The 25,835-nt window shown below is 36.6% G+C and carries 29 protein-coding genes; 25 read left to right on the top strand and 4 right to left on the bottom strand.

Features of this window, described 5'->3' with window-relative positions; genetic code table 11:
* Window positions 1-53: 53 nt before the first annotated feature.
* The 3 genes from ypjB (at window position 54) to BCER98_RS06690 (ending at window position 2,573) form a co-directional block, all read left to right on the top strand.
* Window positions 54-842 (top strand): sporulation protein YpjB, encoded by a 789-nt coding sequence (gene ypjB / locus BCER98_RS06680; RefSeq protein WP_011984323.1) that lies wholly within the window; start codon window positions 54-56, stop codon window positions 840-842.
* Window positions 843-947: 105 nt separating this feature from the next.
* A complete protein-coding gene (locus BCER98_RS06685) occupies window positions 948-1,628 on the top strand; it encodes a zinc metallopeptidase (RefSeq protein ID WP_041810303.1) in 681 nt (226 codons plus the stop codon).
* 306 nt (window positions 1,629-1,934) lie between these two features.
* Window positions 1,935-2,573: a uracil-DNA glycosylase gene (locus BCER98_RS06690; RefSeq protein WP_011984325.1), complete on the top strand. Its 639-nt coding sequence runs from the start codon at window positions 1,935-1,937 to the stop codon at window positions 2,571-2,573.
* Between the two features lie 23 nt (window positions 2,574-2,596).
* Here BCER98_RS06690 and BCER98_RS06695 read toward each other — a convergent pair whose 3' ends face one another.
* Window positions 2,597-3,478, bottom strand: a complete 882-nt coding sequence (locus tag BCER98_RS06695) for a YitT family protein (RefSeq protein WP_011984326.1) — start codon at window positions 3,476-3,478, stop codon at window positions 2,597-2,599.
* Window positions 3,479-3,733: 255 nt separating this feature from the next.
* Here BCER98_RS06695 and BCER98_RS06700 point away from each other — a divergent pair, with 255 nt between their 5' ends.
* From BCER98_RS06700 to BCER98_RS06775, 17 genes are all read left to right on the top strand, one after another.
* A complete protein-coding gene (locus tag BCER98_RS06700) occupies window positions 3,734-4,078 on the top strand; it encodes a nucleotide pyrophosphohydrolase (protein ID WP_012093744.1) in 345 nt (114 codons plus the stop codon).
* Window positions 4,075-4,875 (top strand): 4-hydroxy-tetrahydrodipicolinate reductase, encoded by an 801-nt coding sequence (gene dapB, locus BCER98_RS06705; RefSeq protein WP_012093745.1) that lies wholly within the window; start codon window positions 4,075-4,077, stop codon window positions 4,873-4,875. Before BCER98_RS06700 ends, dapB begins: the two co-directional genes overlap by 4 nt.
* A gap of 14 nt (window positions 4,876-4,889) precedes the next feature.
* Window positions 4,890-5,285 carry a methylglyoxal synthase gene (gene mgsA / locus BCER98_RS06710; RefSeq protein ID WP_012093746.1) on the top strand — a complete coding sequence of 132 codons (396 nt, stop codon included), beginning with the start codon at window positions 4,890-4,892 and terminating at the stop codon, window positions 5,283-5,285.
* A gap of 11 nt (window positions 5,286-5,296) precedes the next feature.
* Window positions 5,297-6,001 carry a bacillithiol biosynthesis deacetylase BshB1 gene (gene bshB1 / locus BCER98_RS06715; RefSeq protein WP_012093747.1) on the top strand — a complete coding sequence of 235 codons (705 nt, stop codon included), beginning with the start codon at window positions 5,297-5,299 and terminating at the stop codon, window positions 5,999-6,001.
* Window positions 5,998-7,143, top strand: coding sequence for an N-acetyl-alpha-D-glucosaminyl L-malate synthase BshA (gene bshA, locus BCER98_RS06720; RefSeq protein WP_012093748.1), 1,146 nt, complete (start codon window positions 5,998-6,000; stop codon window positions 7,141-7,143). Before bshB1 ends, bshA begins: the two co-directional genes overlap by 4 nt.
* Window positions 7,130-8,323 (top strand): CCA tRNA nucleotidyltransferase, encoded by a 1,194-nt coding sequence (locus BCER98_RS06725; protein ID WP_012093749.1) that lies wholly within the window; start codon window positions 7,130-7,132, stop codon window positions 8,321-8,323. The genes bshA and BCER98_RS06725 overlap by 14 nt, the downstream gene beginning before the upstream one ends.
* Window positions 8,308-9,288 (top strand): biotin--[acetyl-CoA-carboxylase] ligase, encoded by a 981-nt coding sequence (locus BCER98_RS06730; protein ID WP_012093750.1) that lies wholly within the window; start codon window positions 8,308-8,310, stop codon window positions 9,286-9,288. Before BCER98_RS06725 ends, BCER98_RS06730 begins: the two co-directional genes overlap by 16 nt.
* A 281-nt stretch (window positions 9,289-9,569) precedes the next feature.
* Window positions 9,570-10,409 (top strand): 3-methyl-2-oxobutanoate hydroxymethyltransferase, encoded by an 840-nt coding sequence (gene panB, locus BCER98_RS06735; protein ID WP_012093751.1) that lies wholly within the window; start codon window positions 9,570-9,572, stop codon window positions 10,407-10,409.
* Window positions 10,406-11,254, top strand: coding sequence for a pantoate--beta-alanine ligase (panC, locus tag BCER98_RS06740; protein WP_012093752.1), 849 nt, complete (start codon window positions 10,406-10,408; stop codon window positions 11,252-11,254). Before panB ends, panC begins: the two co-directional genes overlap by 4 nt.
* A 13-nt stretch (window positions 11,255-11,267) precedes the next feature.
* Window positions 11,268-11,651, top strand: coding sequence for an aspartate 1-decarboxylase (gene panD, locus BCER98_RS06745; RefSeq protein WP_012093753.1), 384 nt, complete (start codon window positions 11,268-11,270; stop codon window positions 11,649-11,651).
* 291 nt (window positions 11,652-11,942) lie between these two features.
* Entirely contained in the window at window positions 11,943-14,732 is a 2,790-nt protein-coding gene (gene dinG, locus BCER98_RS06750) for an ATP-dependent DNA helicase DinG (protein WP_012093754.1), read from the top strand.
* A 252-nt stretch (window positions 14,733-14,984) separates the two neighbouring features.
* Window positions 14,985-15,155, top strand: coding sequence for a YpmA family protein (locus tag BCER98_RS20760; RefSeq protein ID WP_012093755.1), 171 nt, complete (start codon window positions 14,985-14,987; stop codon window positions 15,153-15,155).
* Window positions 15,156-15,162: 7 nt separating this feature from the next.
* Window positions 15,163-15,669 (top strand): cell wall elongation regulator TseB-like domain-containing protein, encoded by a 507-nt coding sequence (locus tag BCER98_RS06755; RefSeq protein WP_012093756.1) that lies wholly within the window; start codon window positions 15,163-15,165, stop codon window positions 15,667-15,669.
* A gap of 20 nt (window positions 15,670-15,689) precedes the next feature.
* A complete protein-coding gene (locus BCER98_RS06760) occupies window positions 15,690-16,877 on the top strand; it encodes a pyridoxal phosphate-dependent aminotransferase (RefSeq protein WP_012093757.1) in 1,188 nt (395 codons plus the stop codon).
* A 130-nt stretch (window positions 16,878-17,007) separates the two neighbouring features.
* Window positions 17,008-17,715, top strand: a complete 708-nt coding sequence (gene dnaD, locus BCER98_RS06765) for a DNA replication protein DnaD (RefSeq protein ID WP_012093758.1) — start codon at window positions 17,008-17,010, stop codon at window positions 17,713-17,715.
* A 15-nt stretch (window positions 17,716-17,730) separates the two neighbouring features.
* The gene (gene nth, locus BCER98_RS06770) at window positions 17,731-18,378 is read left to right on the top strand and encodes an endonuclease III (RefSeq protein WP_012093759.1); all 648 of its coding nucleotides are present in this window, start codon (window positions 17,731-17,733) and stop codon (window positions 18,376-18,378) included.
* A 3-nt stretch (window positions 18,379-18,381) separates the two neighbouring features.
* A complete protein-coding gene (locus tag BCER98_RS06775; RefSeq protein ID WP_012093760.1) occupies window positions 18,382-18,900 on the top strand; it encodes a YpoC family protein in 519 nt (172 codons plus the stop codon).
* A gap of 22 nt (window positions 18,901-18,922) precedes the next feature.
* Here the strand turns inward: BCER98_RS06775 and BCER98_RS06780 are convergent, their stop codons facing one another.
* Together BCER98_RS06780 and recU are read right to left on the bottom strand one after the other, a co-directional pair.
* On the bottom strand, window positions 18,923-21,520 hold the full coding sequence (locus tag BCER98_RS06780; protein WP_012093761.1) for a PBP1A family penicillin-binding protein: 2,598 nt from the start codon (window positions 21,518-21,520) through the stop codon (window positions 18,923-18,925).
* A gap of 65 nt (window positions 21,521-21,585) precedes the next feature.
* Window positions 21,586-22,188, bottom strand: a complete 603-nt coding sequence (recU, locus tag BCER98_RS06785; protein ID WP_012093762.1) for a Holliday junction resolvase RecU — start codon at window positions 22,186-22,188, stop codon at window positions 21,586-21,588.
* 98 nt (window positions 22,189-22,286) lie between these two features.
* Here recU and BCER98_RS06790 point away from each other — a divergent pair, with 98 nt between their 5' ends.
* The 3 genes from BCER98_RS06790 to BCER98_RS06800 all read left to right on the top strand — a co-directional run bounded on the left by BCER98_RS06790 (window position 22,287) and on the right by BCER98_RS06800 (window position 24,382).
* The gene (locus tag BCER98_RS06790) at window positions 22,287-23,315 is read left to right on the top strand and encodes a DUF2515 domain-containing protein (protein ID WP_012093763.1); all 1,029 of its coding nucleotides are present in this window, start codon (window positions 22,287-22,289) and stop codon (window positions 23,313-23,315) included.
* A gap of 464 nt (window positions 23,316-23,779) precedes the next feature.
* Window positions 23,780-24,022, top strand: a complete 243-nt coding sequence (locus BCER98_RS06795) for a hypothetical protein (protein ID WP_012093764.1) — start codon at window positions 23,780-23,782, stop codon at window positions 24,020-24,022.
* Between the two features lie 15 nt (window positions 24,023-24,037).
* Window positions 24,038-24,382, top strand: coding sequence for a YppE family protein (locus BCER98_RS06800; protein WP_012093765.1), 345 nt, complete (start codon window positions 24,038-24,040; stop codon window positions 24,380-24,382).
* Between the two features lie 26 nt (window positions 24,383-24,408).
* Here BCER98_RS06800 and BCER98_RS06805 read toward each other — a convergent pair whose 3' ends face one another.
* Window positions 24,409-24,603, bottom strand: a complete 195-nt coding sequence (locus BCER98_RS06805; RefSeq protein ID WP_012093766.1) for a YppF family protein — start codon at window positions 24,601-24,603, stop codon at window positions 24,409-24,411.
* Between the two features lie 177 nt (window positions 24,604-24,780).
* On the opposite strand from BCER98_RS06805, the gene BCER98_RS06810 reads away from it, so the two are divergent.
* Both BCER98_RS06810 and BCER98_RS06815 read left to right on the top strand, forming a co-directional pair.
* Entirely contained in the window at window positions 24,781-25,215 is a 435-nt protein-coding gene (locus BCER98_RS06810) for a YppG family protein (protein ID WP_012093767.1), read from the top strand.
* Between the two features lie 151 nt (window positions 25,216-25,366).
* Window positions 25,367-25,801 carry a CotD family spore coat protein gene (locus BCER98_RS06815; protein WP_012093768.1) on the top strand — a complete coding sequence of 145 codons (435 nt, stop codon included), beginning with the start codon at window positions 25,367-25,369 and terminating at the stop codon, window positions 25,799-25,801.
* The last annotated feature ends 34 nt before the right edge of the window (window positions 25,802-25,835 follow it).

Below are 25,835 nucleotides of genomic sequence, written 5' to 3' on the forward strand. Positions count from 1 at the left end.
TATTCTTGTCCATCTCAACATATTTTGTACTAGTAGTTATAGGGGGGACAGGAATGAAGCGAGCATTGTTTGGAATGATAGCATTTCTGCTTATCATGTTTCCAGTACGTATATATGCTGAAGAATGGAATGAGTTAACAGGGCTGTTAGATGACTCTTTGCAACTTGTCAAACAAAAAGAGGATGAAAAAGCAATTCAAGTGTTACAATATTTTTCTAAGCAATTTGTACAAAGTGAATATGCAAAACAAAAAAAAGTGACACCTGCTCATTTTCGGATTATTTCGCTAGCATATGAGAAAGCGCAGAAATCTCTTGAGGAAAAGCATGTAGATAGACAAATTAAGATAAATGATACGTTAGCGCTTCAATTGGCAGTAGATGCTGAGGTGTCTAAATATCAACCGCTGTGGATGGAGCGAGAAGAGCCGGTGATGGGAGCCTTTGCAAAGATGGAAAAAGCCATGCAACAAGAAGATGAGGCTGATTTCCAACAATCATTAAATACATTTTTGTATGAATTTGATATTATTTATCCAAGTCTTATGATTGCGTTGCCAGAAAATCAAACGCAGCGTGTGAATGCTCATTTATCCTATTTGGATGAATTTCGAAATATGATGCTGAAACATAAAAGTGGTCAAACGCAATTAAGTATTATTAAAGGAGATTTGCAAAAAATATTTCAAACAGTAAAGAAAGATGGGGTAGATACATCTCTTATTTGGTTTATGACCATTACAGGCGGGATTATTTTATTTACATTAACATATGTTGGATGGAGAAAATATAAAGGCGAGAAGACGAAGCGTAAAAGTAACCTTACATCTAAAAATCGCTAATATTACGAATAAAGGTAAGGATTGTAAGGTTTCTTTATTGACAATGTTTCAAGAAAAAAATAGAATGAAAAGTACTAACAATTAAGACTTAGGTGGAGGTTCATGATGTTTTATTTAATTTACTTCGCAATCATTATGATCATACCGTTATATGCACAGTCTAAAGTACGCAGTGCTTATAGTAAGTATTCACAAGTATATTCTACATCAGGTATGACAGGAGCGGAAGTAGCTCGAAAAATATTAGATGAAAACGGTTTGTATAACGTTGCAGTCGAAGAAACGCCAGGGCATTTGTCAGATCACTATGATCCAACAGCAAAGACAGTTCGACTATCGACAGATAACTATTATGGACACTCTGTTGCAGGAACAGCTGTAGCAGCCCATGAAGTAGGACATGCGATTCAAGACGCAAAAGATTATAACTTTATGCGTGTTCGTCATTCTCTCGTTCCCGTTGCGAATTTTGGGTCAAATATGTCATGGGTTTTTGTTTTAATTGGCATATTTGCTCAAATGTCTAATTTATTGCTATTAGGAATCGTTTTAATGGCAGCAGGTGTACTTTTCCAGCTTGTTACTTTACCAGTTGAGTTTGATGCATCTAAACGTGCGATGCAACAAATTGAGGCGCTTGGGATTGTATCAACGGATGAGTACGGCCAAGCTCGTAAAGTATTGAATGCGGCGGCGTTAACATATGTAGCAGCAGCGGCTGTTGCGGTATTTGAGTTATTGCGTCTCGTATTGATTTATACAGGCATGCAGCGCAGTGATGATTAAAGGCTATCGATTTTGATAGTCTTTTTTACTTTCTATTCACGTGCGATAAAGTGAAACTTTAATCAGTGGGGGGTTCTTCATCCCAACTGATTATGAGCCCTCACCACTCCGGGCTGTTACGGGCAGCCCTACTCCCACCTATCTTTCTTGCTTTTCTCTGAATCTTGAGGCGGGAGTCTTACTGCCCTAAAATAGCGGGATAAAAAATTTCGATTCTCTAATTTGAGAGTACAAGTATAGGAAAACAACGTGGAGTGAAAGTATAAAAGTGAGAAACGAACAAGTACAATAAGTGCAGGTGATCAGATGCAATATCCAGATTTTTTAATTCAGCATGTGAAAGAAAAGAGTGCCCCCTATCCATTGGAAGGTTTCTTAAGTGGGCAGGGTCCGAAAAACCCGAAATTCATGCTTGTTGGCGAAGCGCCTGGTGAGACAGAAATTCACAATGGTATCCCGTTTAGCGGCCGGGCAGGAAAGTATTTGATGGAATTTTTAAATTATCTTCATATTACGAGAGAAGAAGTGTATATTACGAGTGCAGTTCGAAGTAGACCTTATAAATGGAAAGAGAAAAAAGAAAAAAGTGGAGAAGTGATTCAGAAAAAGTATAATCGAACACCAAATCAAAGAGAAATTGTTGCGCATGCTCCGTTATTAGATTATGAATTGGAACAAATCAAGCCGCGAATGATTGTCACGCTTGGAAATATTGGACTGCAGCGTTTAGTGGGACGAGATAAGAAGATTACGGATGTTCACGGAAAACTACTGAAGCAATCCGTACGAAAGCTAAAAGATATAAATAGCTCAGAGTTTATATGGACAAAAAAAGAGTATTATATCTTTCCTATCTTTCATCCAGCATCTATTTTTTATAATCGAAGTTTATTGGATTTCATATATGAAGATTTAGAAAAGTTGAAGGAGTACATACATCATTAAAAGAGAGAAAACTTTTCTCTCTTTTAATGATGTAACGGATTTTTATTTTCATCGAGGGTAAACCCTTCACCGACGACATCATGCACATCACTAACGGCAACGAAAGCGTGAGGATCAATGGAAGTGATAATGTTTTTTAATTTAACAATTTCATTTTTAGCCACGACGCAATATAATACATTTCGCTCCACTTTTGTATAGGATCCAACCGCTTTTAAAAAAGTTGCTCCACGGCTCATTTCTAATAAAATTTTGTCAGCGATTTGGTCATTTTTATTAGAAATAATCGTAGCACCTTTTGCAGCGTAAGCACCTTCTTGCATAAAATCAATGACTTTCGCCCCGATAAAAACAGCAACTAATGTATACATGCCTTCACGATAAGATAAGTATGTAAGGATAGAAACAACAATCACCACTGCATCAAACATAAACATCGTTTTTCCCATACTCCAACCGATATATTTATGAGCGAGCCGCGCAATAATATCAACGCCGCCAGTCGTTCCGCCATACTTAAAGATAATTCCAAGACCAATACCAATAAATGCACCTGCAAAAAGTGCTGCCAATGTCATGTCGTTTTGCAAGTTTACATGTAATTTGAACAGTTCATAACGCTGAAAAATCCATAAGAAGAAAGATACGCTAAAGGTTCCAATTAACGTATATAAAAATGTTGTTCGACCAAGTAACTTCCAACCGACGAAAAATAGAGGAATGTTTAAAATTAAGTTTGTATAGGAAGGGTCGAGTGAAAAGAGGAAGTATAATAGTAAGGTAATACCTGTAAATCCACCTTCTGCTAGATGGTTTTCAATATTAATATTAACAATACCGAAAGAAAAGATAGCGGAACCGATAAGAATGAAAATAACATTGCGAATCTTCAAGTTTGTCTTCATATAAAAAGCCCCCTCAATAATGTAATGATTTGCACTGCTCCGCTTAAACGGCTAATAGGTGGCAAAAAAGAATAGCCAGTAAGAGTTCGCGCAGTTTAGGCGAATTTTTAATAAAAATAGCATTGCGAAAGAGAATTTCACTTTATTATAGTCTATCCCAAAAAACGGAGCAAATCGGCAAATATGGGGGGATAATATTTGTCAAATTGCGATGAATTGGCTAACATGAAAGAGGAAGGAATAGAGGTGAACAAGATGCAATCAAAAACGATGAAAGATATGCAAAAGGAAGTAGATGCATATATTGGTCAATTTAAAGAGGGCTATTTTAGTCCGCTTGCCATGATGGCTCGTTTAACAGAAGAAATGGGTGAACTTGCAAGAGAAATCAATCACTATTACGGTGAAAAGCCAAAGAAAACGACTGAAAAAGAGAAAACAATTGAAGAAGAGCTTGGCGATATATTATTTGTGATGATTTGCATGGCAAATAGTTTAAATATTGATTTAGAAATAGCGCATAACACTGTAATGAATAAATTTAATACACGTGACAAGGATCGTTGGACACGCATTGAAGAAGGAGAGGAAGAACGATGAAAGACATTAAAGTAATTATTGCAGGACCTAGAGGCCGTATGGGACATGAAGCAGTTCTTCTTATGGAAAGAACACCGCATTTTCAATTTGTAGCAGCTGTTGACTATAAACATGGTGGGGAAAAGATTTCAGACTTACCAGGAATGCCCGCGTTAGATGTTCCGATTTATGAGGATTTACATACTTGTTTAGATGAGATAGAAGCAGATGTGCTGTTAGATTTAACAACACCGGAGGTAGGCAAGAAGCATGTAACGCTTGCGGTTGAACATGGTCTTCGTTCTGTTATTGGTACAACTGGATTTACAGAAGAAGAATTACAGCATTTAACAAATATAGCGAAGGAAAAAGAAGTAGGAACTATTATTGCACCAAACTTTGCAATTGGGGCAGTATTGATGATGAAATTTTCTCAAATGGCGGCGAAATATTTCCAAGATGTCGAGATAATTGAATTGCACCATGATCAAAAATTAGATGCTCCTTCTGGAACGGCTGTAAAAACAGTAGACTTAATTCGCCAACATCGTGAGCCAAAGCAGCAAGGTCATCCAAATGAAACAGAACAATTGAAAGGAGTACGTGGGGCAAATGTAGATGGTATTCATATTCATAGCGTACGTTTACCAGGTTTAATTGCACATCAGGAAGTTTTATTTGGCGGGGATGGACAAATGTTAACAGTTCGTCATGATTCATTCAATCGAGCTTCCTTCATGTCAGGGGTAAAACTTTCTATCGAAACAGTAATGAACTTGGATCATCTTGTATACGGTTTAGAGAATATTATGGATTAAGGGAGAGATAACGGATGAAAATTGCCTTAATTGCACATGACAAAAAGAAAGATGATATGGTTTCGTTTGCATACGCATATAAACCAATTTTTGAACAACATGAACTTTTCGCGACAGGAACAACGGGCCTTCGTGTTATGGAAGCAACAGGTCTTGCTGTTACAAGATATCAATCAGGTCCTCTTGGTGGCGATCAAGAAATTGGTGCTATGATTGCAAAAAATGCTTTAGACATGGTCATTTTCTTCCGAGATCCACTAACAGCACAACCGCATGAACCAGATGTAAATGCGCTACTTCGTTTATGCGATGTATATGCAATTCCACTTGCAACAAATATGGCAAGTGCTGAAATGTTAATGCATGCATTAAATCGGGGAGATTTGGACTATCGAAAGTTTAGAAAATGAGGGGAACGATTATGAGTGGATTACATATATTAGCGTTTGGTGCTCATGCCGATGATGTTGAAATCGGCATGGCAGGAACGATTGCCAAATATACGAAACAAGGATATGAAGTCGGTATTTGTGATTTAACAGAAGCGGACTTATCTTCGAATGGAACAATTGAGCTAAGAAAAAAAGAAGCTCAAGAGGCTGCGCACATTATGGGTGTGAAGACGCGAATAAACTTGGCGATGCCTGATCGCGGTCTATATATGAAAGACGAATATATACGTGAAATTGTAAAGATAATCCGTACATATAGGCCAGCGCTAATTTTTGCACCATACTATGAAGATCGTCATCCAGATCATGCCAATTGTGCAAAACTTGTAGAAGAAGCGGTCTTTTCTGCTGGTATTCGCAAATATATGCCAGAAATTTCACCGCACCGCGTGCAATCTTTTTATTATTATATGATTAATGGTTTCCATAAGCCCAATTTTTGCGTAGATATTAGTGAACATCTTTCTGAGAAGATAGCAGCATTAGAAGCGTATGAAAGTCAATTTACAACGGGAAATGATGGCGTAAAAACGCCTTTAACAGAAGGATATGTAGAAACAGTAGTAGCTCGTGAGAAAATGTTTGGAAAAGAAGTTGGAGTTATGTATGCTGAAGGATTTATGAGTAAGAAGCCAATTTTATTACATGCTGATTTAATAGGAGGATGTAAATGAAATTAAAAATAGGTATTACATGTTATCCTTCTGTAGGTGGCTCTGGAGTTGTTGGGACAGAACTGGGCAAGCAATTAGCTGAAAGAGGCCATGAAATTCATTTTATTACATCAGGTGTTCCATTTCGTTTAAATAAAGTATATCCAAACATTTATTTTCATGAAGTAACAGTGAACCAATATTCTGTTTTTCAATATCCGCCGTACGATTTAGCATTGGCGAGTAAAATGGCAGAAGTTGCGCAGAGAGAAAAGCTTGATATATTACATGTGCACTATGCAATACCACATGCGATTTGTGCATACTTAGCAAAACAAATGATTGGAGATCATATTAAAATTGTTACAACATTGCATGGAACGGACATTACTGTACTTGGTTCAGACCCTTCACTGAACAATTTAATTCGATTTGGTATCGAACAATCCGACGTTGTTACTGCTGTATCTCACTCATTGATTAAGGAAACGAATGAACTTGTGAAACCAAATAAGGAAATTCAGACTGTATATAATTTTATTGATGAGCGTGTCTATTTTAAGCGAGATATGTCTCAACTAAAAAAAGAATATGGTATAAGTGAAGATGAAAAGATATTGATCCATATTTCAAATTTCCGCAAGGTGAAACGTGTGCAAGATGTTGTGCAGGCTTTTGCTAAAGTTGTAAAAGAAGTCAATGCGAAACTATTGCTCGTTGGCGATGGACCAGAGTTTTGCACGATTTTGCAATTAGTGAAAAACTTACATATAGAGGAACGTGTCTTGTTTTTAGGAAAACAGGATAATGTAGCAGAGCTACTTGCTATGAGTGATGTGATGTTACTTTTATCAGAAAAAGAAAGCTTTGGCCTTGTTTTACTAGAAGCAATGGCTTGTGGTGTGCCATGTATTGGCTCGCGAGTTGGGGGCATTCCAGAGGTTATTAAACATGGTGAAACGGGATATATATGTGAAGTTGGTGATACGTCAGAGGTAGCGAAGCAAGCTATACAACTTCTTCAAAATAAGGAACTCCATCGAAATATGGCGGATCAAGCATTAGAAACGGTGCACGAGCAATTTCGTTCAGAAAATATCGTTTCACAATATGAAGCAATTTATTATGACATATTAAGGGATGACAACAATGAAACGATTTAAAAGAGCTGGAGCAATTATTGAGACGTTAAAGGAACATGGACATGAGGCCTACTTTGTAGGAGGAAGTGTACGTGACTTTATTATTGATAGACCGATAGGAGATATTGATATTGCTACATCTGCTCTCCCAGAAGAAGTTATGAAATTATTTCCAAAGCACGTTCCTGTTGGTCTTGAACACGGAACGGTTATCGTTTTGCAAGATGGTGAGCCATATGAAGTAACTACTTTCCGTACAGAGAGTGATTATGAAGATTTTCGCAGGCCAAGTAGTGTACAATTTGTTCGCTCGTTGGAAGAAGATTTAAAACGACGTGATTTTACAATGAATGCGATTGCGATGAATGAGGATGGAGAAATCATTGACTTATTTGGAGGTCAAGAAGCCATTCAAAAACGAGAAATTGTGACAGTAGGAAATGCGGCAGAGCGTTTTCAAGAAGATGCGCTGCGCATGATGCGTGGTATTCGTTTTGTGAGTACATTAGGATTTTCTTTAGAAGAGAAAACAGAGTGTGCGATTAAGCGCTACGGTCATTTATTAGAACATATAGCGATTGAAAGAATTACTGTTGAATTTGAAAAGTTATTAACGGGTCCATACTGTGTAAAAGGACTTCAAAAACTAGTAGAGACGAAATTGTTTATGCATTTACCGTATTTACAAATGTCAGAAGAGAAAATTTTAAAGGCTGCGGAGTATAACTGGGAGTCTTTTGAAACAGAAATTGAAGCATGGGCGTTTTTCTTATCCTGTATAGGAGAGGAACATCCATCTGTATTTTTACGTCAATGGAAATTTTCAAATAAGAAAATAAAAGAAATTGTGGCTGTTTTGTTAGCTATTCGTACTCGAAAGACAAAAGAATGGGATGCAGTTTTCTTATATCAAACTGGTGTACAAATTGCTCTCATGGCAGAGAGAGTCTATCAAGTGATGATAGAAGAATACAATATGTCTACAGTAAGCGAAGTGCAAAGATTATTTGATTCATTACCAATTCAGAAGCGTCAAGAAATGAACGTAAGTGGTAATGATTTATTAAGTTGGACAGATAAAACACCAGGCCCTTGGGTAGCGGAAGTATTACAAAAAATTGAAGAAGAAATTTTGCAGAAGCGATTGGAAAATGAAAAAGAGGCGATAAGGGGGTGGATTGAAGAATGCAATCTACTATGAGAAAACAATTGTTACAAATTTTTTCTGAGGCAAATGGAGAATTTGTATCTGGACAAACGATAAGTGAAAAGCTCGGTTGTTCTAGAACGGCTGTGTGGAAGCATATGGAGGATTTGCGCACAGAAGGTTATGAATTGGAGGCGATTCGCCGCTTAGGATACCGAATTACGAGTAAGCCAGATAAAGTGACAGCAAATGAAATTCAATTAGGGCTACAAACAGACTTTATAGGGAGAACGGTATACTTTGAAGAGTCGGTTGAATCTACGCAGCATGTTGCAGCGAAACTTGCATATGAAGGTGCAGCGGAAGGAACAATAGTCGTCGCCGAAGAACAAACAGCAGGGAGAGGACGCTTAAGTCGAAAATGGTATTCGCCAAAAGGAACAGGAGTTTGGATGAGCATTATTTTACGCCCATCCATTCCTGTTCATCATGCGCCTCAGCTTACTTTACTAGCTGCTGTTAGCGTGGCGCAAGCAATCGAGAAATGTACGGGCGTGAATGTAGGGATTAAATGGCCGAATGATATTTTAATAAATGGAAAAAAAACTGTAGGTATTTTAACAGAAATGCAAGCTGATCCAGATAAAATTAATGCAGTTATTATGGGGATTGGAATTAATGCAAATCAACAAACAGAACATTTTGTTGATGAGATTAAACAAATTGCTACCTCTTTAGCCATCGAGTCAGGAAAACCAATTGTTCGTGCAGAACTTATGCAGCAAATCTTTTTACAAATGGAGAAACTGTACAAAGAATACTTAAATAATGGATTTACGGTTGTTAAGCTGTTATGGGAAAGTTATGCAGTGAGCATTGGAAAAGAAATTACAGCTCGTACAATGAGGCAAACGATTACCGGTGTAGCGAAAGGGATTACCGATGATGGCGTCTTACTATTAGAAGATCATCAAGGTTATATTCATCATATCCATTCTGCTGATATAGAAATGAACTAAAAAGAAGGTTCTATGGTTTGGATTTGAAATAAAATGTAGTCATTTTTATTCTCAGTTTGCTATAATTATTTCGAATATGGGCAGTATCGAAATGAACTGCACCGTTATTCCAAGCAGGGAACAATAATAATTTGGATTCTGCCTTGATCCAATAATGGACTGGGACAGAGGGATGGATTATGCCGATTTACAAACACTACCCTTCTGCCCTTTTATGGTCAGAAGGTTTTTTTATATCATTTCGGCCATCGCCTCTCTCCTAAATAAAGGAGGAGTAATATTTGAAAACGAAAACAGATTTTTTGAGAATGAAACAGAAAGGTGAGCCGATTACGATGCTGACAGCGTATGACTACCCCTCAGCTAAGTTAGTAGAGGAAGCTGAAGTCGATATGATTTTAGTTGGAGATTCTCTCGGAATGGTTGTACTTGGATATGATTCCACAGTACCTGTGACGGTAGAGGATATGATTCATCATACAAAAGCTGTCCGCCGAGGGGCGAAGGATACGTTTGTTGTAACAGATATGCCATTTATGTCTTATCATGTATCGCTGGCAGAAACTATGCATCATGCGCGTCGCATTGTGCAAGAAGGCGGAGCGCATGCTTTAAAAGTAGAAGGAGCTGGAGAAGTCATTTCCACTATTCATTATTTAACGAATGCAGGAATTCCTGTTGTTGCTCATCTTGGATTAACGCCACAGTCTGTCGGTATATTAGGTGGTTATAAAGTACAAGGGAAAGATGCTGAAAGTGCAAAACAATTAATAGCAGATGCGAAGAAATGTGAAGATGCTGGAGCAATAGCTCTCGTATTAGAATGTGTACCGATGCAGTTAGCAAAGATAATATCAGATGAGTTAACTATTCCGACAATTGGCATCGGTGCTGGTAAAGATGTGGATGGGCAAGTGCTAGTCTATCATGATTTGATTTCTTACGGAGTAAATAGAGTTCCGAAATTTGTCAAGCAATATACGGCTGTTCAGGATGAAATTGTGCGTGGGATTTCGCAATATGTGGCTGAAGTAAAAACAAGACAATTTCCAGAAGATCAATATTCATTTACGATGAAAGAAGAAGAGTATGTAGCTTTATATGGAGGAAAACAGGGATGAAAGTGATAACAACAGTGAAGGACATGCAACAAATTGCAGGCGAACTTCGGGCAAGTGGTAAAGAGATTGGGTTTGTTCCAACAATGGGATATTTACATGAAGGACATGCAACTTTATTGCGCCAGGCCAAAAAAGAAAATGACATTGTCATTTTAAGTGTATTTGTGAATCCGTTACAGTTTGGACCAGATGAAGATTTCGATCGTTATCCAAGGGATATAAAGCGAGATGAAAGAGTGGCAAAAGAAGCGGGCGTTGACTACTTATTTTATCCGAGTGTAGACGAAATGTATCCAGCAGAACAAACAACAAAAATAGAGGTTGTAAAACGTACAAATGTTTTATGTGGGAAAAGACGACCGGTTCATTTTGCAGGTGTTGCGACGGTGTTGATGAAACTGTTTCATATTACAATGCCAACTCGTGCTTATTTCGGAATGAAAGATGCACAGCAAGTAGCAGTTGTTGAAGGGATTGTCAGTGACTTTCATATCCCAGTTACAATTGTACCAGTTGAGATTGTTAGGGAAGCAGACGGGTTGGCGAAAAGCTCCCGCAACGTATATTTATCGGAGCAAGAACGTAAGGAAGCACCACATTTATACCGCAGCTTATGTATAGCAAAACAGAAAATAGAAGAGGGGGAGCGTCATCCACGAAACATTACCACAGTTGTAAAAGAATACATTGAAGCAAATACAAACGGTATAGTTGATTATGTAGATATATATGCATATCCAGCTTTAACGCCACTAGAAATCATCAAAGGCAGAATAATTTTAGCAATTGCAGTTCAGTTCAAGAATGCGCGATTAATTGACAATATAACATTAACGGTTCAATAAGGGGGAGACATCCATGTTTCGTACAATGATGAGAGCAAAGTTACATCGTGCAACTGTAACAGAAGCTAATTTAAATTATGTTGGAAGTATTACAATTGATGAAGATTTAATGGACGCTGTAGAAATTGTCGAAAATGAAAAAGTACAAGTTGTCAATAATAACAATGGAGAGCGCTTAGAGACATATGTGATTAAGGGGGAGCGTGGTAGCGGCGTCATTTGTTTAAATGGAGCTGCAGCAAGACTTGTGCAGCCTGGAGATAAAGTGATTATTATTTGTTATGGCCTTGTATCAGCTGAAGAAGTCTATAAACAAATACCCAAAATTGCAGTGCTAGATGATCGCAATCAAATTATTGAAATGTTAAGTGCTGAAAAGGCAGGCACTGAAGTATAAACTGATGGGGGGATTCTTTCTCTCGCATTGATTATAAGCCCTTACCAAGCGGGCTGTTACTGCCCTAAAATAGCGAGATAAATGGTGAAAACAGGAGTCAGAAGGCTCCTGTTTTTTATCGGCTATTACAAGAATGTCTTTTCTATATGGTTCTTTTTGGAGAAGCAGCATCATTGGAATTGTAAAATCAGTTCATTTTATGCATCTTTTCATTAAGATAAGACAAAACGTGGTATAGTAACAATATATGAATTTTTGTTGTTTGAAAGGTAAGAAATTGAGGTGTTACATATGAGTAAACGTTATGTCGTTGTCGACTTAGAGACGACAGGGAACTCTTGGAAAGATGGGAAAGACAAAATTACCCAAATCGCAGCTGTTGTGGTGGAAGGTGGAGAAATATTAGAAATTTTCTCGTCTTTTGTGAATCCAAAGAGGGAGATTCCCCCATTTATTACAGAATTAACAGGGATTGATGAAAATCTTGTAAAACAAGCCCCGCTATTTCAAGATGTAGCGCCGATGATTGTTGAGCTATTACAGGGTGCTTCTTTTGTTGCACATAACGTTCACTTTGATTGGAATTTTTTAAAAGAAGAATTAAAGCAGGCTGGCTATGCAGATATACATTGTCCTAAAATTGATACGGTTGAATTGGCACAGATTTTATTGCCGACGGCTGATAGTTATAAATTGAGAGATTTAGCTAAAAAACATGAGTTAGAGCACGATCAACCACATCGTGCAGATAGTGATGCTCTTGCAACGGCAGAATTATTTTTACAATTTCTCACTCAAATTGAAAAATTACCGCTTGTTACTTTGCAATCTTTATACGAATTGAGTGATGTATTTCAAAGTGATATGTCTCATATTCTTTCAGAAAATATTCTCAAGAAAATGACGGCTGGTAAAGAGGAATCGGAGGAATATGACATATATCGAAATATTGCACTGCGAAAGCGTAGCTATTCGTTGCACTTAGGTGAAAATCAAACATCTAAATTTAGCATTTTTTTGCACAAGTCAATGGAACAACTTGAGAAAAAGGTGCCCAAATTTGAAAAAAGAGAAACGCAACAACAAATGATGAAAGAAATATATGCTGCCTTACAAGACGCACGTTTTTCATTAATAGAGGCAGGGACAGGTACAGGGAAGACGTTAGCTTACCTCCTTCCAAGTATTTATTTTGCGAAGAAAAAAGAAGAACCGGTCGTGATTAGTACACAAACGGTGCAGTTGCAGCAACAAATATTAGAAAAGGAAATACCGTTATTACAAAGTGTGCTGCCATTTCCTTTTGAAGTTGCTTTACTAAAGGGAAGAAAACATTATCTTTGTTTACATAAATTTGAGTATGCTTTACAAGAAGATGAGAAGAATTATGATATTGCGTTAACGAAAGCGAAAATTTTAATATGGTTATTGAAGACGGAAACAGGTGATTGTGACGAACTTAACATTCCAGAAGGTGGAAAATTACTGTGGAATCGAATTTGTAGCGATGCATATAGCCCAAATGGAGTTCAAAGTAGTTGGTTTAGTCGTTGCTTTTATCAGCGTGCGAAGAATCGGGCATTATTTGCAGATATTGTGATTACAAATCACACATTACTATTTCAAGATTTTATTAGTGAGGAATCGCTGTTTTCGTCTTATAAATACATTATTTTTGACGAAGCGCATCACATTGAAGAAGCAGCAAGTCGAACGTTAGGAGAGCGTTTTTCATGTATGTATTTTCAAATGGTTTTATCACGTCTTGGTACGTTAGATACAGATGATGTATTAGCTAAGGTGTATAAAATGATGAAAGAATCAGGACAAGCCTCTCGCTCTACATTTCGGAAGATTAGTCATAGGTTGAAGGAAATGAAGTTTGATGCCGATGAACTTTTTCAAATGTTGCGCGCATTTATATTTCAGAAAACAAAGCAAGAAAAAAGTTCAAATAACAATATACCACTTATTTATCGATATCATACTGAACGAGAGAACGGAAAGCTATGGAGTGGTATTATAGAATTAACAAGTCGGCTTATATTTGAATTAAAAGATTTGTGTACGGATTTGGAGAAGCAAGTTGATTTGCTGCAAAGTGGAATGAAGTGGAATATGCATGTTGTTACAGGTGAATTTTTTCATTTAATTACTGCACTCCGAAAGATGACTCATTCTTTACAAGTACTTTTATTAGAAGCAAATACATATGTAACATGGATGGAAACTGAAACGAAAGGGACCATTCATTCAACAATGTTATATGCACAGCCTATTCATATTGGGGAAAGACTTGCGGATGAGTTTTTTGCAGAGAAGAGAAGTGTTATTTTTACATCTGCTACATTGACGGTGAACCATACTTTTGACTATATAAAAGAAGAGCTTGGATTAGAGGATTTTGCGCCACATACATTAACGGTTCCATCACCGTTTCGCTATGAAGAGCAAGTGAAATTAATGGTTCCAACAGATATTCCTCTTATTAAAGAAGTGAAGGAAGAGGAATATATTCGTGAAATTTCTCAACAGCTTAAAAAGATTGCGCAGGCTACAAATGGAAGAATACTCGTACTATTTACTTCCTATGAGATGTTGAAAGAAACGTACGCAAAGTTAAAAAATGAAGCTGCATTAGAAGAATATATATTGCTAACACAAAGTGTTCACAATCGTAGTCGCAGTCGTTTAATCCGGAAATTTCAAGAGTTTGATAAGGCAATATTATTGGGAACTAGTAGTTTTTGGGAAGGAATTGATATTCCTGGGGCTGCATTAAGTCATCTTGTCATTGCTCGATTACCATTTACGCCACCTCATCAACCGATGATGGAGGCAAAAAGTGAATGGTTGAAGAGGAACGGAGAAGATGTGTTTACAAAGCTAGCGCTCCCGCAAGCAATTCTTCGGTTTAAACAAGGATTCGGTCGATTAATTCGAAGTACTTCGGATACAGGTACTGTATTTGTGTTAGATCGCCGGCTAACAACATCTTTTTATGGAGAAAAGTTTTTGCAATCGATCCCAAATGTTCCGCTTTATGAAGAATCATTAGATGAACTTTTACGCCGCTTATAAAATGAATAAATATGAAAAATACGCCTGAAGTAGCGTATGCTTCAGGCGTAAACGATGTGGGTAGGAGGAATTTTATTTTTTCTTACTTCTTATATACAAATTATATTGCTTTTCGACTTGAAACCTTTTTTTGCTGTACATGTCCTGCTATAATAGATGGGTGATGAAGCAGGGGTTGTAAAGAATGTACTATTATTGTAACCGCATTGCGTTCTTCTATAATTAGAAATTTTGTGTAACGGAGGAGTTTTCATGGAGAAGAAAATCGAAGTGCTATCAACGACGCGTATAAAATATTCATCTGATTTGTATAAAATTGTTGATAGTTTAAATCGCACTTTAAAGGAACAGGACCTCATGTTCGGATTGGCGTTAGACGAAAACGAAAAAGAAACAGCAATATTTACGATATACAGAACGTAGTGGTACAATGAAAAAGTGGATCTTTGCCATCATTATCGTTATCGTTGCTATTGGATTGTATGGGGTGCATGTTTATCATGCTACAGTGGAAAAGAAAATTCCGAAAGAATCAAAAGTTGTAGCAATTGCAAAAGAAAAAGCTAAGCTGACAAAGGTAAAATCCGTTGATTATTATAACGGGAAATCTTCATATGTAGTCGTACAAGGTGTAGATGAAAAAGGAGAACAACTGATTGTATGGGTACCTGAGAAAAAAGGAAAAGTTCTAGTAAGGAAAAAGAGTGAAGGCATTTCTGAAAAACAAGCTATACAAAAAATGATGGAGTATTTGGAAACGGTAAATAAAGAATCAAAGCCGCAACTTCCAAAAGAAATTGTAAAAGTAAAATTAGGTATCGAAAAAGATGTTCCGCTTTGGGAAATTACATATATTGATCAAGAAGGTCGTTATAAGTATTATTATTTGAGATTTCAAGATGGGGAATTTGCTGCATTTTACAGCATTGAAAAATAGATACAGGGGGAAAACCGCAAATGAAATTAGCAAAGCGAGTAGCTGCTTTAACACCGTCTGCAACTTTAGAGATTACAGCAAAGGCTCAGGTACTAAAGGCCGAAGGGCATGATGTCATTGGTTTAGGAGCAGGAGAACCTGATTTTAATACGCCGGAGCATATTATAGATGCTGCACATAAAGCGATGTTACAAGGACATACAAAATATACACCTACTGGTGGGTTACAAACGCTAAAACAAGAAATTGTAAAGAAATTTATGCGTGATCAAAAACTAACGTATGATCCGACAGAAATTATTATATGTAACGGTGCAAAACATTCACTTTATACACTCTTTCAAGTATTGCTTGATGAAGGGGATGAAGTGATTATTCCAACTCCTTATTGGGTAAGTTATCCAGAACAAGTAAAACTTGCTGGTGGAAAACCAGTTTATGTGGAAGGGTTAGAAGAGAATCAATATAAAATTACAGCAGAGCAGCTACGTGAAGCGATTACAGAGAAAACAAAAGCTGTTATTATTAATTCACCGAGCAATCCAACAGGAATGATTTATAGCAAGGAAGAATTAAAACAGCTTGGAGAAGTATGCTTAGAACATGACATTTTAATTGTTTCTGATGAAATTTATGAAAAGTTAGTTTATGGCGGAGTAGAATATACTTCAATTGCTCAGCTTTCTAATGAATTGAAAGAACAAACGATTATTATAAATGGTGTATCTAAATCACATTCTATGACAGGATGGCGAATTGGATATGCAGCAGGAAATAAGCAGCTTATTAAAGCAATGACCAATTTAGCAAGTCATAGTACATCAAACCCTACTTCAATTGCTCAATACGGTGCAATTGCTGCATATGCAGGGCCACAAGAACCTGTGGAAATGATGCGACAAGCATTCGAAGAAAGATTAAACATTATTTATAATAAATTAATTCAAGTTCCTGGTTTCACTTGTATCAAACCACAAGGCGCATTTTACTTATTTCCAAATGTAAAAGAAGCGGTAGCACTAGCTGGATACAAAACAGTAGATGAATGGGCAAAAGCGCTGTTAGAGGAAGAAAAAGTAGCACTTGTTCCTGGAACAGGATTTGGTGCTCCAAACAATGTTCGTTTATCATATGCTACATCTCTTGAGCAATTAGAGAAAGCTTTAGAACGAATTCATACATTTATGAAAGGTAAAGTGCAGGCTTAAAAAGAATATTTTGGATTTGCACTTTTGAACAAATGAACATGACCTCCCTATATAGGGAGGTTTTTTGACGAATTGTGGAAAAAGAAATGCTATGAGGTTGTGTTATACTAGAAAGCGAGGTGTTTTGGTTATGAAGAAAAAAATGATGTTACATTGGTTTGAACAGGGGAGTATTGCCATTCCAAAATTGCTTATGATGCACTATAAAAAATTGGGCTTAAATGAGATGGAATTTATGATTGTACTTCATGTTCATACTTTTTTAGAGTCGGGTAATTCGTTTCCAACTCCTTCTGAAATTGCAGAACGAATGACAATTTCAGAAATGAAGTGTATGGAAATGATTCAATCATTAATTCAAAAAGGCTTTCTTGCTTTAGAAGGTGGACAAAGGTCTGAAGCGAAGATGTGCGAAAGTTATTCTTTACAACCACTTTGGGAAAAAATATTACATTATTTAATGAATGAAACAATAGAAGAAGAGCAGAAAGAACAAAAGCAGTTACAACTGAATTTATATACTATTTTCGAACGTGAATTTGGGAGACCATTGTCACCATTTGAATGTGAGACATTGGCAATGTGGCAGGATCAAGATCAACACCATCCTAATTTAATTCAAGCTGCTCTTAAGGAAGCTGTAATGAGTGGAAAGCTTAATTTTCGATATATTGATCGGATTTTATTTGAATGGAAAAAGAATGGAATCAAAACGGTAGATCAAGCACAAGAGCAAGGACGGAAGTTTCGAGCAAATCAGCAACGCTCACATCAGATAACAAAACAAGAGACAAAGTACACAGGGAAAGTCCCTTTTTATAATTGGTTGGAGCAATAAGGTAGGAGGAAATGTATGTTAAATAAAACACAAATTCGCTATTGTCTAGATACAATGGCGAAAATGTATCCAGAGGCACATTGTGAATTAATTCATGATAATCCATTTGAACTTGTCATTGCAGTGGCTTTATCTGCACAATGTACAGATGCACTTGTAAATAAAGTGACGAAAAATTTATTTCAAAAATATAAAACACCTGAGGACTATTTGAAAGTTTCTTTGGAAGAATTACAACAAGACATACGTTCCATAGGGCTTTATAGAAATAAGGCAAAAAATATTCAAAAGCTATGCAGAATGCTAATCGATGAGTATGATGGGAAAGTTCCTGCAGATCGTGATGAATTAACAAAATTACCAGGGGTAGGTCGAAAGACGGCAAATGTAGTTGTTTCTGTTGCTTTTGGCATTCCAGCAATTGCAGTCGATACACATGTGGAACGAGTGAGTAAGCGTTTAGGAATTTGTCGATGGAAAGACTCTGTGTTAGAAGTTGAAAAAACATTAATGAAAAAGGTGCCTATGGAAGAATGGGGCGTTACGCATCATAGACTGATTTTTTTTGGACGTTATCATTGTAAAGCACAAAAGCCACAGTGTGAAGTATGTCCGTTATTAGAAATATGTCGTGAAGGTAAAAAGCGGATGAAGGTGAAGTAGGGAATGGAAAACAGAGTTGTGGAGATACCACCTGAGTTTCAATGTGAGCCGTTTTTCAAAGAAAGTGAAACAAAAATTGTGTACACATGTAGTCAATCATTTGAAGAATTAATCCAAAATACTTATTTTTTGTTTGATATAGAACAAAAATATCAACCGTGGCGTAAAATAGAAAAGAGTATACCGGCAGTGCTACAAATGTGGGCGAATAAGAAAGAGGCACTTTCGAAGTTATTTAAAGAGAGAAAAAGAAACGAAGCGAAAGCGCCTATGATTCATTTCAGTGCTTATTTATTATCGATTTTATATTGGATGAATGAAAAAAGAATATCTAGTTTAAAAGATATAAAACAGGATACAGAGAAGTTAAAGCTACAGCCTGTTAATTTTATGGAACGCTATGCATTTATTATAGAGCAACCGAATCATTACCAATCGTACATCCAATTGACACAGCTATATATTGAAATAGAAAAAATATACGCCAAAAACATGATGATAAAAAAGAAGTCACTATCTTAAAAGTAGATAGTGACTTCTTTTTTTATTGTCCATCTGGTTGAGGAGTCGATTCTCCATTCGTTCCACCGTTTCCACCAGTTGGCTGTTCTGGTGGAGTTTGTTGGGGATGCTGATTCTGCTGCTGTTCTTGTTGTTTTTTTGCTTCTTCTTCAGCTTTACGTTTTTCTTCCTCAGCTTTTTTCTTTAGTTCTTCTTCAGCTTTACGCTTTTCTTCTTCGGCTTTTTTCTTTAGTTCTTCTTCAGCTTTACGCTTTTCTTCTTCGGCTTTTTTCTTCAGTTCTTCTTCAGCTTTACGCTTTTCTTCTTCAGCTTTCTTTTGAGCGTCTGCATTTTGACCAGGAACGGTAAAGGAAACGCCAGCTGGACTACTTGTGCCAGTCCCTTTTTGGGCTACGACAGAGAAGCTATATGTTACACCTGATTTTACACCGCCAAGTGTAGCAGATGTTCCTTTTACGGATAAGCTACCACTAGAACCGTCATTTGCTTTATAACTTGCTGCATAAGATACATCAGAAGGACCGGACCAACTTAATGTAATTGTATTTGATCCTGCGTCATAAGAAGGTGTTACACCAGTTGGTGGATCTACCTTAATTTGTTTAATCGCATCTTTTTTCGCACCTTTTACGTAAAGTTCGCCATTGATTCGTTCTACAGAAGAAGGTTGTTCAAAACGACTGCGGTCTGTTGCGAATTTACCCATCATGACTTTAAACATTTGTTGAGCAATTTTCGTTGAGCGGTCGCCTATATAGTTTTCTGAACTATCATTTTCATAACCTGTCCATACAGCCATTGTATATTGCGGTGTATAGCCGGCAAACCAACTATCGCGGTTTGCATCTGCTGGAATATCATATTTTTCAATCACCGATTTGTCATAGTTTTGCGTCCCTGTTTTACCAGCAAGATCGACGCCTGAAACATAAGCTGCTGAGCCAGTTCCACCAGATCCTGGTTTAACAACATCGCGAAGCATATCTGTAATCATATACGCTGTATAGTCTTTCATTACTCGCTCTTCTTTTGGTTTAAAGTTTTTCTTCTTACCATCAGGGAAGGCAACTTCTTTTACGAAATGAGGTTTATTATAAATACCGTCATTCCCAAATGCTGCATAGGCACCAGCTACTTGTAACGGAGAACTTTCATTACTACCGATTGCTGCTGATTCATATGGTCCTTGCTTAAATGTCATCCCGAGTTTTTCAGAAAACTCTTTTGACTTATTTAGTCCGACTGCTTGAGCAGTTTTTAATGCTGGGATGTTTAAAGATTTTTTTAATGCTTCACGCATTGAAACATCCCCTTTATAGCTGCTCGTTGCATTTCGAATTTTTGTACCATCTGAGTACGTATATTCTGAGTCATTTAATTGATGATAAGTTGACCATTGCATATATTCAATTGCTGGGCCGTAGTCAAAAATAGGTTTCATTGTAGATCCAACTTGTCGATCTAAATCAGTGGCTAAGTTATGACCTTTAAATGTTGATTTACTTTCTTTACGTCCAGCACCGACTGCACGAACTTCACCAGTTTGTGTGTCCATAAATACGAAAGAACCTTGGAATTTATCATTTGGATATCGGATAAGATCCCCATCTAAAATCTTTTCAGCATAATCTTGTGCTTTTGTATCAAGAGTTGTATAGATTTGTAATCCATCAGATCCAATATTTACATCAGGTATTTGCTTTTCAACTTCTTTTACAACTGCATCTAAAAAAGCAGGATAAGGCATTTCAGTAACCTCTTTAGAAGGAAGGAGTCCTTCTGTTACTGGAATTGCCATCGCTTCTTCCATCTGTTGTTTTGTTATAAAGTTATGACGATTCATTAATGTTAAAACAACGTTACGACGTTTTGTTGCACGTTGTACATTTTCTTTTTTCGTTGGATCATAAATATTAGGGCCTTGTGGTAAGCCAGCGAGCATTGCAGCTTCATGTAACTTTAAATCTTTCAAATCTTTTCCATAATAGTTTTGAGCTGCTGTTGCTACGCCATAAGAGCGATTACCTAAATTAATTTTATTTAAGTACATTTCTAAAATTTCATGCTTAGAGTATTTCTGTTCTAGTTTGTAAGCTAAATACCATTCTTGCACTTTTCGTTTTGGTGTTTTTTTCATTGTAAGGAAGTAATTTTTAATTACTTGCTGCGTAATTGTACTACCACCTTGTGAACCGAACCCGCCTGTGATGTTTTCCATAATGGCTTTTCCTGTACGCTTAAAGTCAATTCCATGATGGTCATAAAATCGAGCATCCTCGGTGGCAAGAAAGGCATTTTCAACTACTTTTGGAACTTGATCATAAGTGATAGCAGTCCGTTTCTCAGCACCATATTCATAAAAGAAGTTACCGTCTTTATCATAAAATTTAGTTGATAGAGGATTGACAAGTTTCGCTTTGTCTAGCTTTGGAGCATCTTTCACTATGACAAAGAATGCTGAAACTCCAGCTACAAGTCCGACAATGCCAAGAAGCAGGCAAGTCACTAAAAATTTCTTGAAAAAGGATCCTTTTTTCTTGGGTTTATCCTTTTTATTTTTATCTTTTGTTTGCTGTTTTGCATGTTTTCGTTCTGTACGAGAACGATAATTTTCTGACATTATACTTTCTCCTACCTTTCATCTTCTCCCCAAAAGTCGAAAAAAGAGCCTTATTTTTGACTCTATCACGAAAAATAAACCATGTCTAGTATAGAAATATAATCGATTCGAGGATGATAACCGCATGATAACAAAGAGCCGTGTTCCTCAATTTCTTGTTTTGTAATTGATTTTCTCCCTCCGGTATCTTTGCGATTCCAAAATGAAATAACGTGTTTTGCATCGAGTAAATAAATTTCGTTATAAAGTGTAAATTTAATAATGACGAATGCAATTCCATCATGAGCAATAACTTGTTTCATATGCTCAATTTGGTGGAGATGGAAGTTTTGGAGCGGGAAGTTTGTTTTATTTTTTGTTTCCTTTGCTTCAAAATCAATGTATTTACCCTTATAAACACCGTTGTAATCTGTTGTAGAAGGCTGTTTAAAATAAGCTTCTCTTACAACTGCAGCACTTCGGGCAGGATAATCCACTTTTACAATTTGAAGAGGTGTTGGTTTTTTGTGTACACAGGCAATATTATGACTCAAATAATATTGATTTGTTTCATTTAGTTCCTCTTCAAGAGACATCCCCCTGTTACCATAAGTATGTTTTTTCATTTTTGTTTTTTGAGGTTGTAAAGCTTGATTATATCTTTTTCCGTTTGGGTAACGAATGGTCATGTTTTGTCCACTCCATCTTGCTTAGAATCACTTACACAGGTGATTATATCAAAAAAAGCAATGAAAATGCGATTTTTTTAAAGAGAGGCGGTGAATGGATGAGAGGTAACGGAAGTGAAGATAAGAATTGGAAAAGAGATGAAGAAATGGTTTCGTTTACAAAAGAGGAGAAACAACTCATTACCTATATTAAGGAAAAGACTGCTATTGCAAATATGGACAACATTTCGCGTACACGAACTTATCAACAATATTATTTGCGAAATAAAGAGGTCGAGTGGTCTTTTTTAGCGAGTATGGTTTCGAGAAATGCTGGCTGGAATATGACAGATTTAGAAGGAGAAAATTACTCGAATATCCTATCTAAAGGGATGAGACAACAATTATTCCTTACATATGAGAAAGCAAATTGCCTTATTTTTTTAGATGCTTATCCACAGTTATTACTATATGAAGAGAGTAAAAAAAGAAATAGAACGTTCTTTCATTTGTTGCCTTCTTTTTATGTATCTGTTTTTATGGAAAAGGAATGGAATCGTTTTTGGAGAGAAAGAAATAAAAAGCGGTTAATGATAGCATTAATTATTAATGAGCAAAATAAAATTCAAAAACCAGTTATTGAAAATCGGTATATTCAGTCTCGTGTATTGGATCGATTACTTTTTAAAATGCAAGAAAGATTTCATTTGAACGCGGTTGTTTTTCCAACTTTAGAAGGGGATTTATATGGTTTTTCGGTTACTGGATTTGAAAATGTAAAAAAACGTATTGAACTTGGTAAGAAGTTAGCGTGGCTATTATTTCATCCGAAGTATAAGGAGTTATTTTATGATTTTGCTTTGCATACGATTCCTACAGGCTCAAGATTAGATTATGAACAATATTTCAAGGGAATGAAAGGATATCGTACACCGCAACTTAGGGAGGTGTTTTCTATTGTCCCTCCGGCGCGACAAGATCCATTAGATTGGTTTCATTCTTATACAAATGTAGAGAATTTTTTTATAGTTAAGGAGCCGCAGGAAAAGATTGATGTTACTACATGGTTTCTAAAGAAACAAAGGAAGATTCATTACATTGCTTCATTCATTAGCTTTCGTAAACGATTCAACAGCTTCGTGTTATAATAAAAAAAGCCCCGCACCTTTGTGAAAGTGCGGGGATCGATTATATAGCTTACGTTCTTTACGTATTGAATGAAAAAATGTTGTTGTAACAGCGTGAAAAAAGATGAACTTTAGAAGGAAATAGCGAATTTGGATGAACAGCCCCCTGTTTATGTAGCAGGGAAGTTTGGTCCATCTAATTTTGGATTTCCTGTTTCAGGTTTGTTTTGCTGTTTGCTTTGTTTTTTCTTCTTTTCATTTTTATTTTTAGCCATAGTAACACCTCCCATTTGTATTGTTACCATTTCTATAAAACACATGCAGAATACAAGCTTTTCTAATTTTTAAAAGATGAAGAAGAAATACGAATGAAAGTTTCACTTTATTTGCCGAATCACAACTAGTTTTGTCAATCGTGCAGGAGTGAGAACTGGGGTGTCGAAATTACATGGCAAAGGGAAAGCAAAGAAGGAGGCGTTTTATAGATGGCGATGGTTCAGAAGGAAAATGTAATGAAGAAAATGGATCAAATGTTAAGTGCTCTTGATTTGCTGGAAATGAAAGTTTCACTTAGGATTAATCATGATTTAAAGGACAGACGTGAGGATATATGTAAGAAAGTAGAAATAACAGAAATGCACATTCAACATATGGAAGATAAATTAGTGCATCATCAGGAGAAAGGAAATTGGCTCCAAACGTTTCAAAACGTTGTCGTAGGTGCATAAGCAAGGTGGGATAAAGTGAAGGATCAAGCGTTAAAGCAATCTTCAATAAAGTTAATAGAGTATAACGATGAAACAATTGTTAAAAAAAGAGAAGTGGTAGAATATGATTTTTATACCGATATGAAGCCGTTTGTGGATATGGTAGATAACGAGTTGAGGGCTTGGAAAGAATTGGCTTACAGATGGATAAAAGAAGAACATCCTAAATATGTCCATTTTCAACAAATAGATCAAGTGTGCGAAAATTTACAAAATAATGCTTTGCAATGCTTTGTGAATAAAGGAAAAGGGAAACGGTTTTATGAAACGCACCAGGCGATTTTATATACGTTACAGACTATTGTGGAATTATGTAAATAACAAGAGGGGAATCCCTCTTGTGTTTTTTATGATTCTGTAATTTTATGACGTGGTCTTGTTGCTCCACTTGTTTCCAATTCTCGTATCAACACTCGATATTCTGAAATACAGATTTTCCCTTCCAAATAACAATGTCGCGCAAAGTCGAGCAATTCATTCATATTTTCTGTACAATACCCCTTTTTTTGTAAAAACGCTTGTTTTAAATCCCCTAATATCATGTTGATTCCTCCCCCATGAGAATCTTCTTCTTTTATATCATAACATGAAAGGGTTTACTTTTTTATTTTTTTAAAAATTTAAACTTCCGACAAAAACAGACAATTATATAAGAACACCTTTTATTTTGTAGGTACATATTCTAAAGGTAGAAACGAAGATAAAGGGGGAGAGAATGCATGTTTCAACAACCTACTTATCAAGGGTTTCATTCAAACCCACAGCCAAACGCGTATCAACATAATGGAGCGCCGCATTTACGCTACAATATGTATCCTTTCGCACCTTATTATGGGAATCAAAATTATTATCAGCCATTTGAAGTATCATTTATGAATCAGCATGAACAACCTTATATGAATATGCCGTATTACGCACCGCCGCACTCACAACCATCTATGTTTTATCCGCCGCAGCAGCCCTTTCAACCATATCCAAAAATGAACAAGCAGAAACAGCAACCGAGTCAGTTTTCTAGTTTGGTGTCTCAATTTAAAACAGCAGATGGAAATTATGATGTGAACAAAATGATGAATACAGCAGGCCAAATGATGAATGCGGTAAATCAAGTTACAGGAATTGTAAAACAAGTTGGGGGGTTCTTCGGAAAGTAATCGTGTGACAATAAGCCAAGCTCTTCATCTAATGACTTATAATCTAGACGAATTTCCTTTGAAGAAATAGGTATATATAACAAGCGGCTTTTACTCTTTTCTCATATTGTAAAGTGTAGTTAGATTTTGAGTGAGAGAGGAGAGAAAAACTATGCGTCATTGTCATCCTTGTTTTGGAGGGCATAAGCCAACAGGTCCTATTTGCACAGCACCTCCTGTTGTTCATCCAACAAAACAATGTGTAACACACACTTTTTCTACAACGGTGGTGCCACATATTCACCCAACTCATACAACGCATGTGCATCATCAACAAATTAAAAACCAACATTTCTTCCCGCAAACACATTCAAATGTAAATGTTGTAGATCCAGGATTTGAAGACCCAGGTCATGGTGGAGGGTGTGGACACCATGGATACCCTCATCAAGTATCACCATTTGGTCCAAATGTAGGCCCTAGTGTATCACCGTTTGGTCCAAATGCAGGCCCTAGTGTATCACCGTTTGGTCCAAATGCAGGCCCTAATGTATCACCATTTGGCCCAAACGCAGGCCCTAATGTAGGTGGAATATTTAAAAAGTAAATGTTATGTTAGAACTAGCGAGATGCTAGTTCTT

The organism is Bacillus cytotoxicus NVH 391-98 (assembly GCF_000017425.1).
Classification (GTDB): Bacteria; Bacillota; Bacilli; order Bacillales; family Bacillaceae_G; genus Bacillus_A; species Bacillus_A cytotoxicus.

Bases quoted from the DNA above. Each gene is read 5' to 3' on its own strand.
- ypjB (WP_011984323.1), top strand. From the start codon at position 54: ATGAAGCGAGCATTGTTTGGAATGATAGCATTTCTGCTTATCATGTTT.
- BCER98_RS06685 (WP_041810303.1), top strand. From the start codon at position 948: ATGTTTTATTTAATTTACTTCGCAATCATTATGATCATACCGTTATAT.
- BCER98_RS06690 (WP_011984325.1), top strand. From the start codon at position 1,935: ATGCAATATCCAGATTTTTTAATTCAGCATGTGAAAGAAAAGAGTGCC.
- BCER98_RS06695 (WP_011984326.1), bottom strand. From the start codon at position 3,478: ATGAAGACAAACTTGAAGATTCGCAATGTTATTTTCATTCTTATCGGT.
- BCER98_RS06700 (WP_012093744.1), top strand. From the start codon at position 3,734: ATGCAATCAAAAACGATGAAAGATATGCAAAAGGAAGTAGATGCATAT.
- dapB (WP_012093745.1), top strand. From the start codon at position 4,075: ATGAAAGACATTAAAGTAATTATTGCAGGACCTAGAGGCCGTATGGGA.
- mgsA (WP_012093746.1), top strand. From the start codon at position 4,890: ATGAAAATTGCCTTAATTGCACATGACAAAAAGAAAGATGATATGGTT.
- bshB1 (WP_012093747.1), top strand. From the start codon at position 5,297: ATGAGTGGATTACATATATTAGCGTTTGGTGCTCATGCCGATGATGTT.
- bshA (WP_012093748.1), top strand. From the start codon at position 5,998: ATGAAATTAAAAATAGGTATTACATGTTATCCTTCTGTAGGTGGCTCT.
- BCER98_RS06725 (WP_012093749.1), top strand. From the start codon at position 7,130: ATGAAACGATTTAAAAGAGCTGGAGCAATTATTGAGACGTTAAAGGAA.
- BCER98_RS06730 (WP_012093750.1), top strand. From the start codon at position 8,308: ATGCAATCTACTATGAGAAAACAATTGTTACAAATTTTTTCTGAGGCA.
- panC (WP_012093752.1), top strand. From the start codon at position 10,406: ATGAAAGTGATAACAACAGTGAAGGACATGCAACAAATTGCAGGCGAA.
- panD (WP_012093753.1), top strand. From the start codon at position 11,268: ATGTTTCGTACAATGATGAGAGCAAAGTTACATCGTGCAACTGTAACA.
- dinG (WP_012093754.1), top strand. From the start codon at position 11,943: ATGAGTAAACGTTATGTCGTTGTCGACTTAGAGACGACAGGGAACTCT.
- BCER98_RS20760 (WP_012093755.1), top strand. From the start codon at position 14,985: ATGGAGAAGAAAATCGAAGTGCTATCAACGACGCGTATAAAATATTCA.
- BCER98_RS06755 (WP_012093756.1), top strand. From the start codon at position 15,163: ATGAAAAAGTGGATCTTTGCCATCATTATCGTTATCGTTGCTATTGGA.
- BCER98_RS06760 (WP_012093757.1), top strand. From the start codon at position 15,690: ATGAAATTAGCAAAGCGAGTAGCTGCTTTAACACCGTCTGCAACTTTA.
- dnaD (WP_012093758.1), top strand. From the start codon at position 17,008: ATGAAGAAAAAAATGATGTTACATTGGTTTGAACAGGGGAGTATTGCC.
- nth (WP_012093759.1), top strand. From the start codon at position 17,731: ATGTTAAATAAAACACAAATTCGCTATTGTCTAGATACAATGGCGAAA.
- BCER98_RS06775 (WP_012093760.1), top strand. From the start codon at position 18,382: ATGGAAAACAGAGTTGTGGAGATACCACCTGAGTTTCAATGTGAGCCG.
- BCER98_RS06780 (WP_012093761.1), bottom strand. From the start codon at position 21,520: ATGTCAGAAAATTATCGTTCTCGTACAGAACGAAAACATGCAAAACAG.
- recU (WP_012093762.1), bottom strand. From the start codon at position 22,188: ATGACCATTCGTTACCCAAACGGAAAAAGATATAATCAAGCTTTACAA.
- BCER98_RS06790 (WP_012093763.1), top strand. From the start codon at position 22,287: ATGAGAGGTAACGGAAGTGAAGATAAGAATTGGAAAAGAGATGAAGAA.
- BCER98_RS06795 (WP_012093764.1), top strand. From the start codon at position 23,780: ATGGCGATGGTTCAGAAGGAAAATGTAATGAAGAAAATGGATCAAATG.
- BCER98_RS06805 (WP_012093766.1), bottom strand. From the start codon at position 24,603: ATGATATTAGGGGATTTAAAACAAGCGTTTTTACAAAAAAAGGGGTAT.
- BCER98_RS06810 (WP_012093767.1), top strand. From the start codon at position 24,781: ATGTTTCAACAACCTACTTATCAAGGGTTTCATTCAAACCCACAGCCA.
- BCER98_RS06815 (WP_012093768.1), top strand. From the start codon at position 25,367: ATGCGTCATTGTCATCCTTGTTTTGGAGGGCATAAGCCAACAGGTCCT.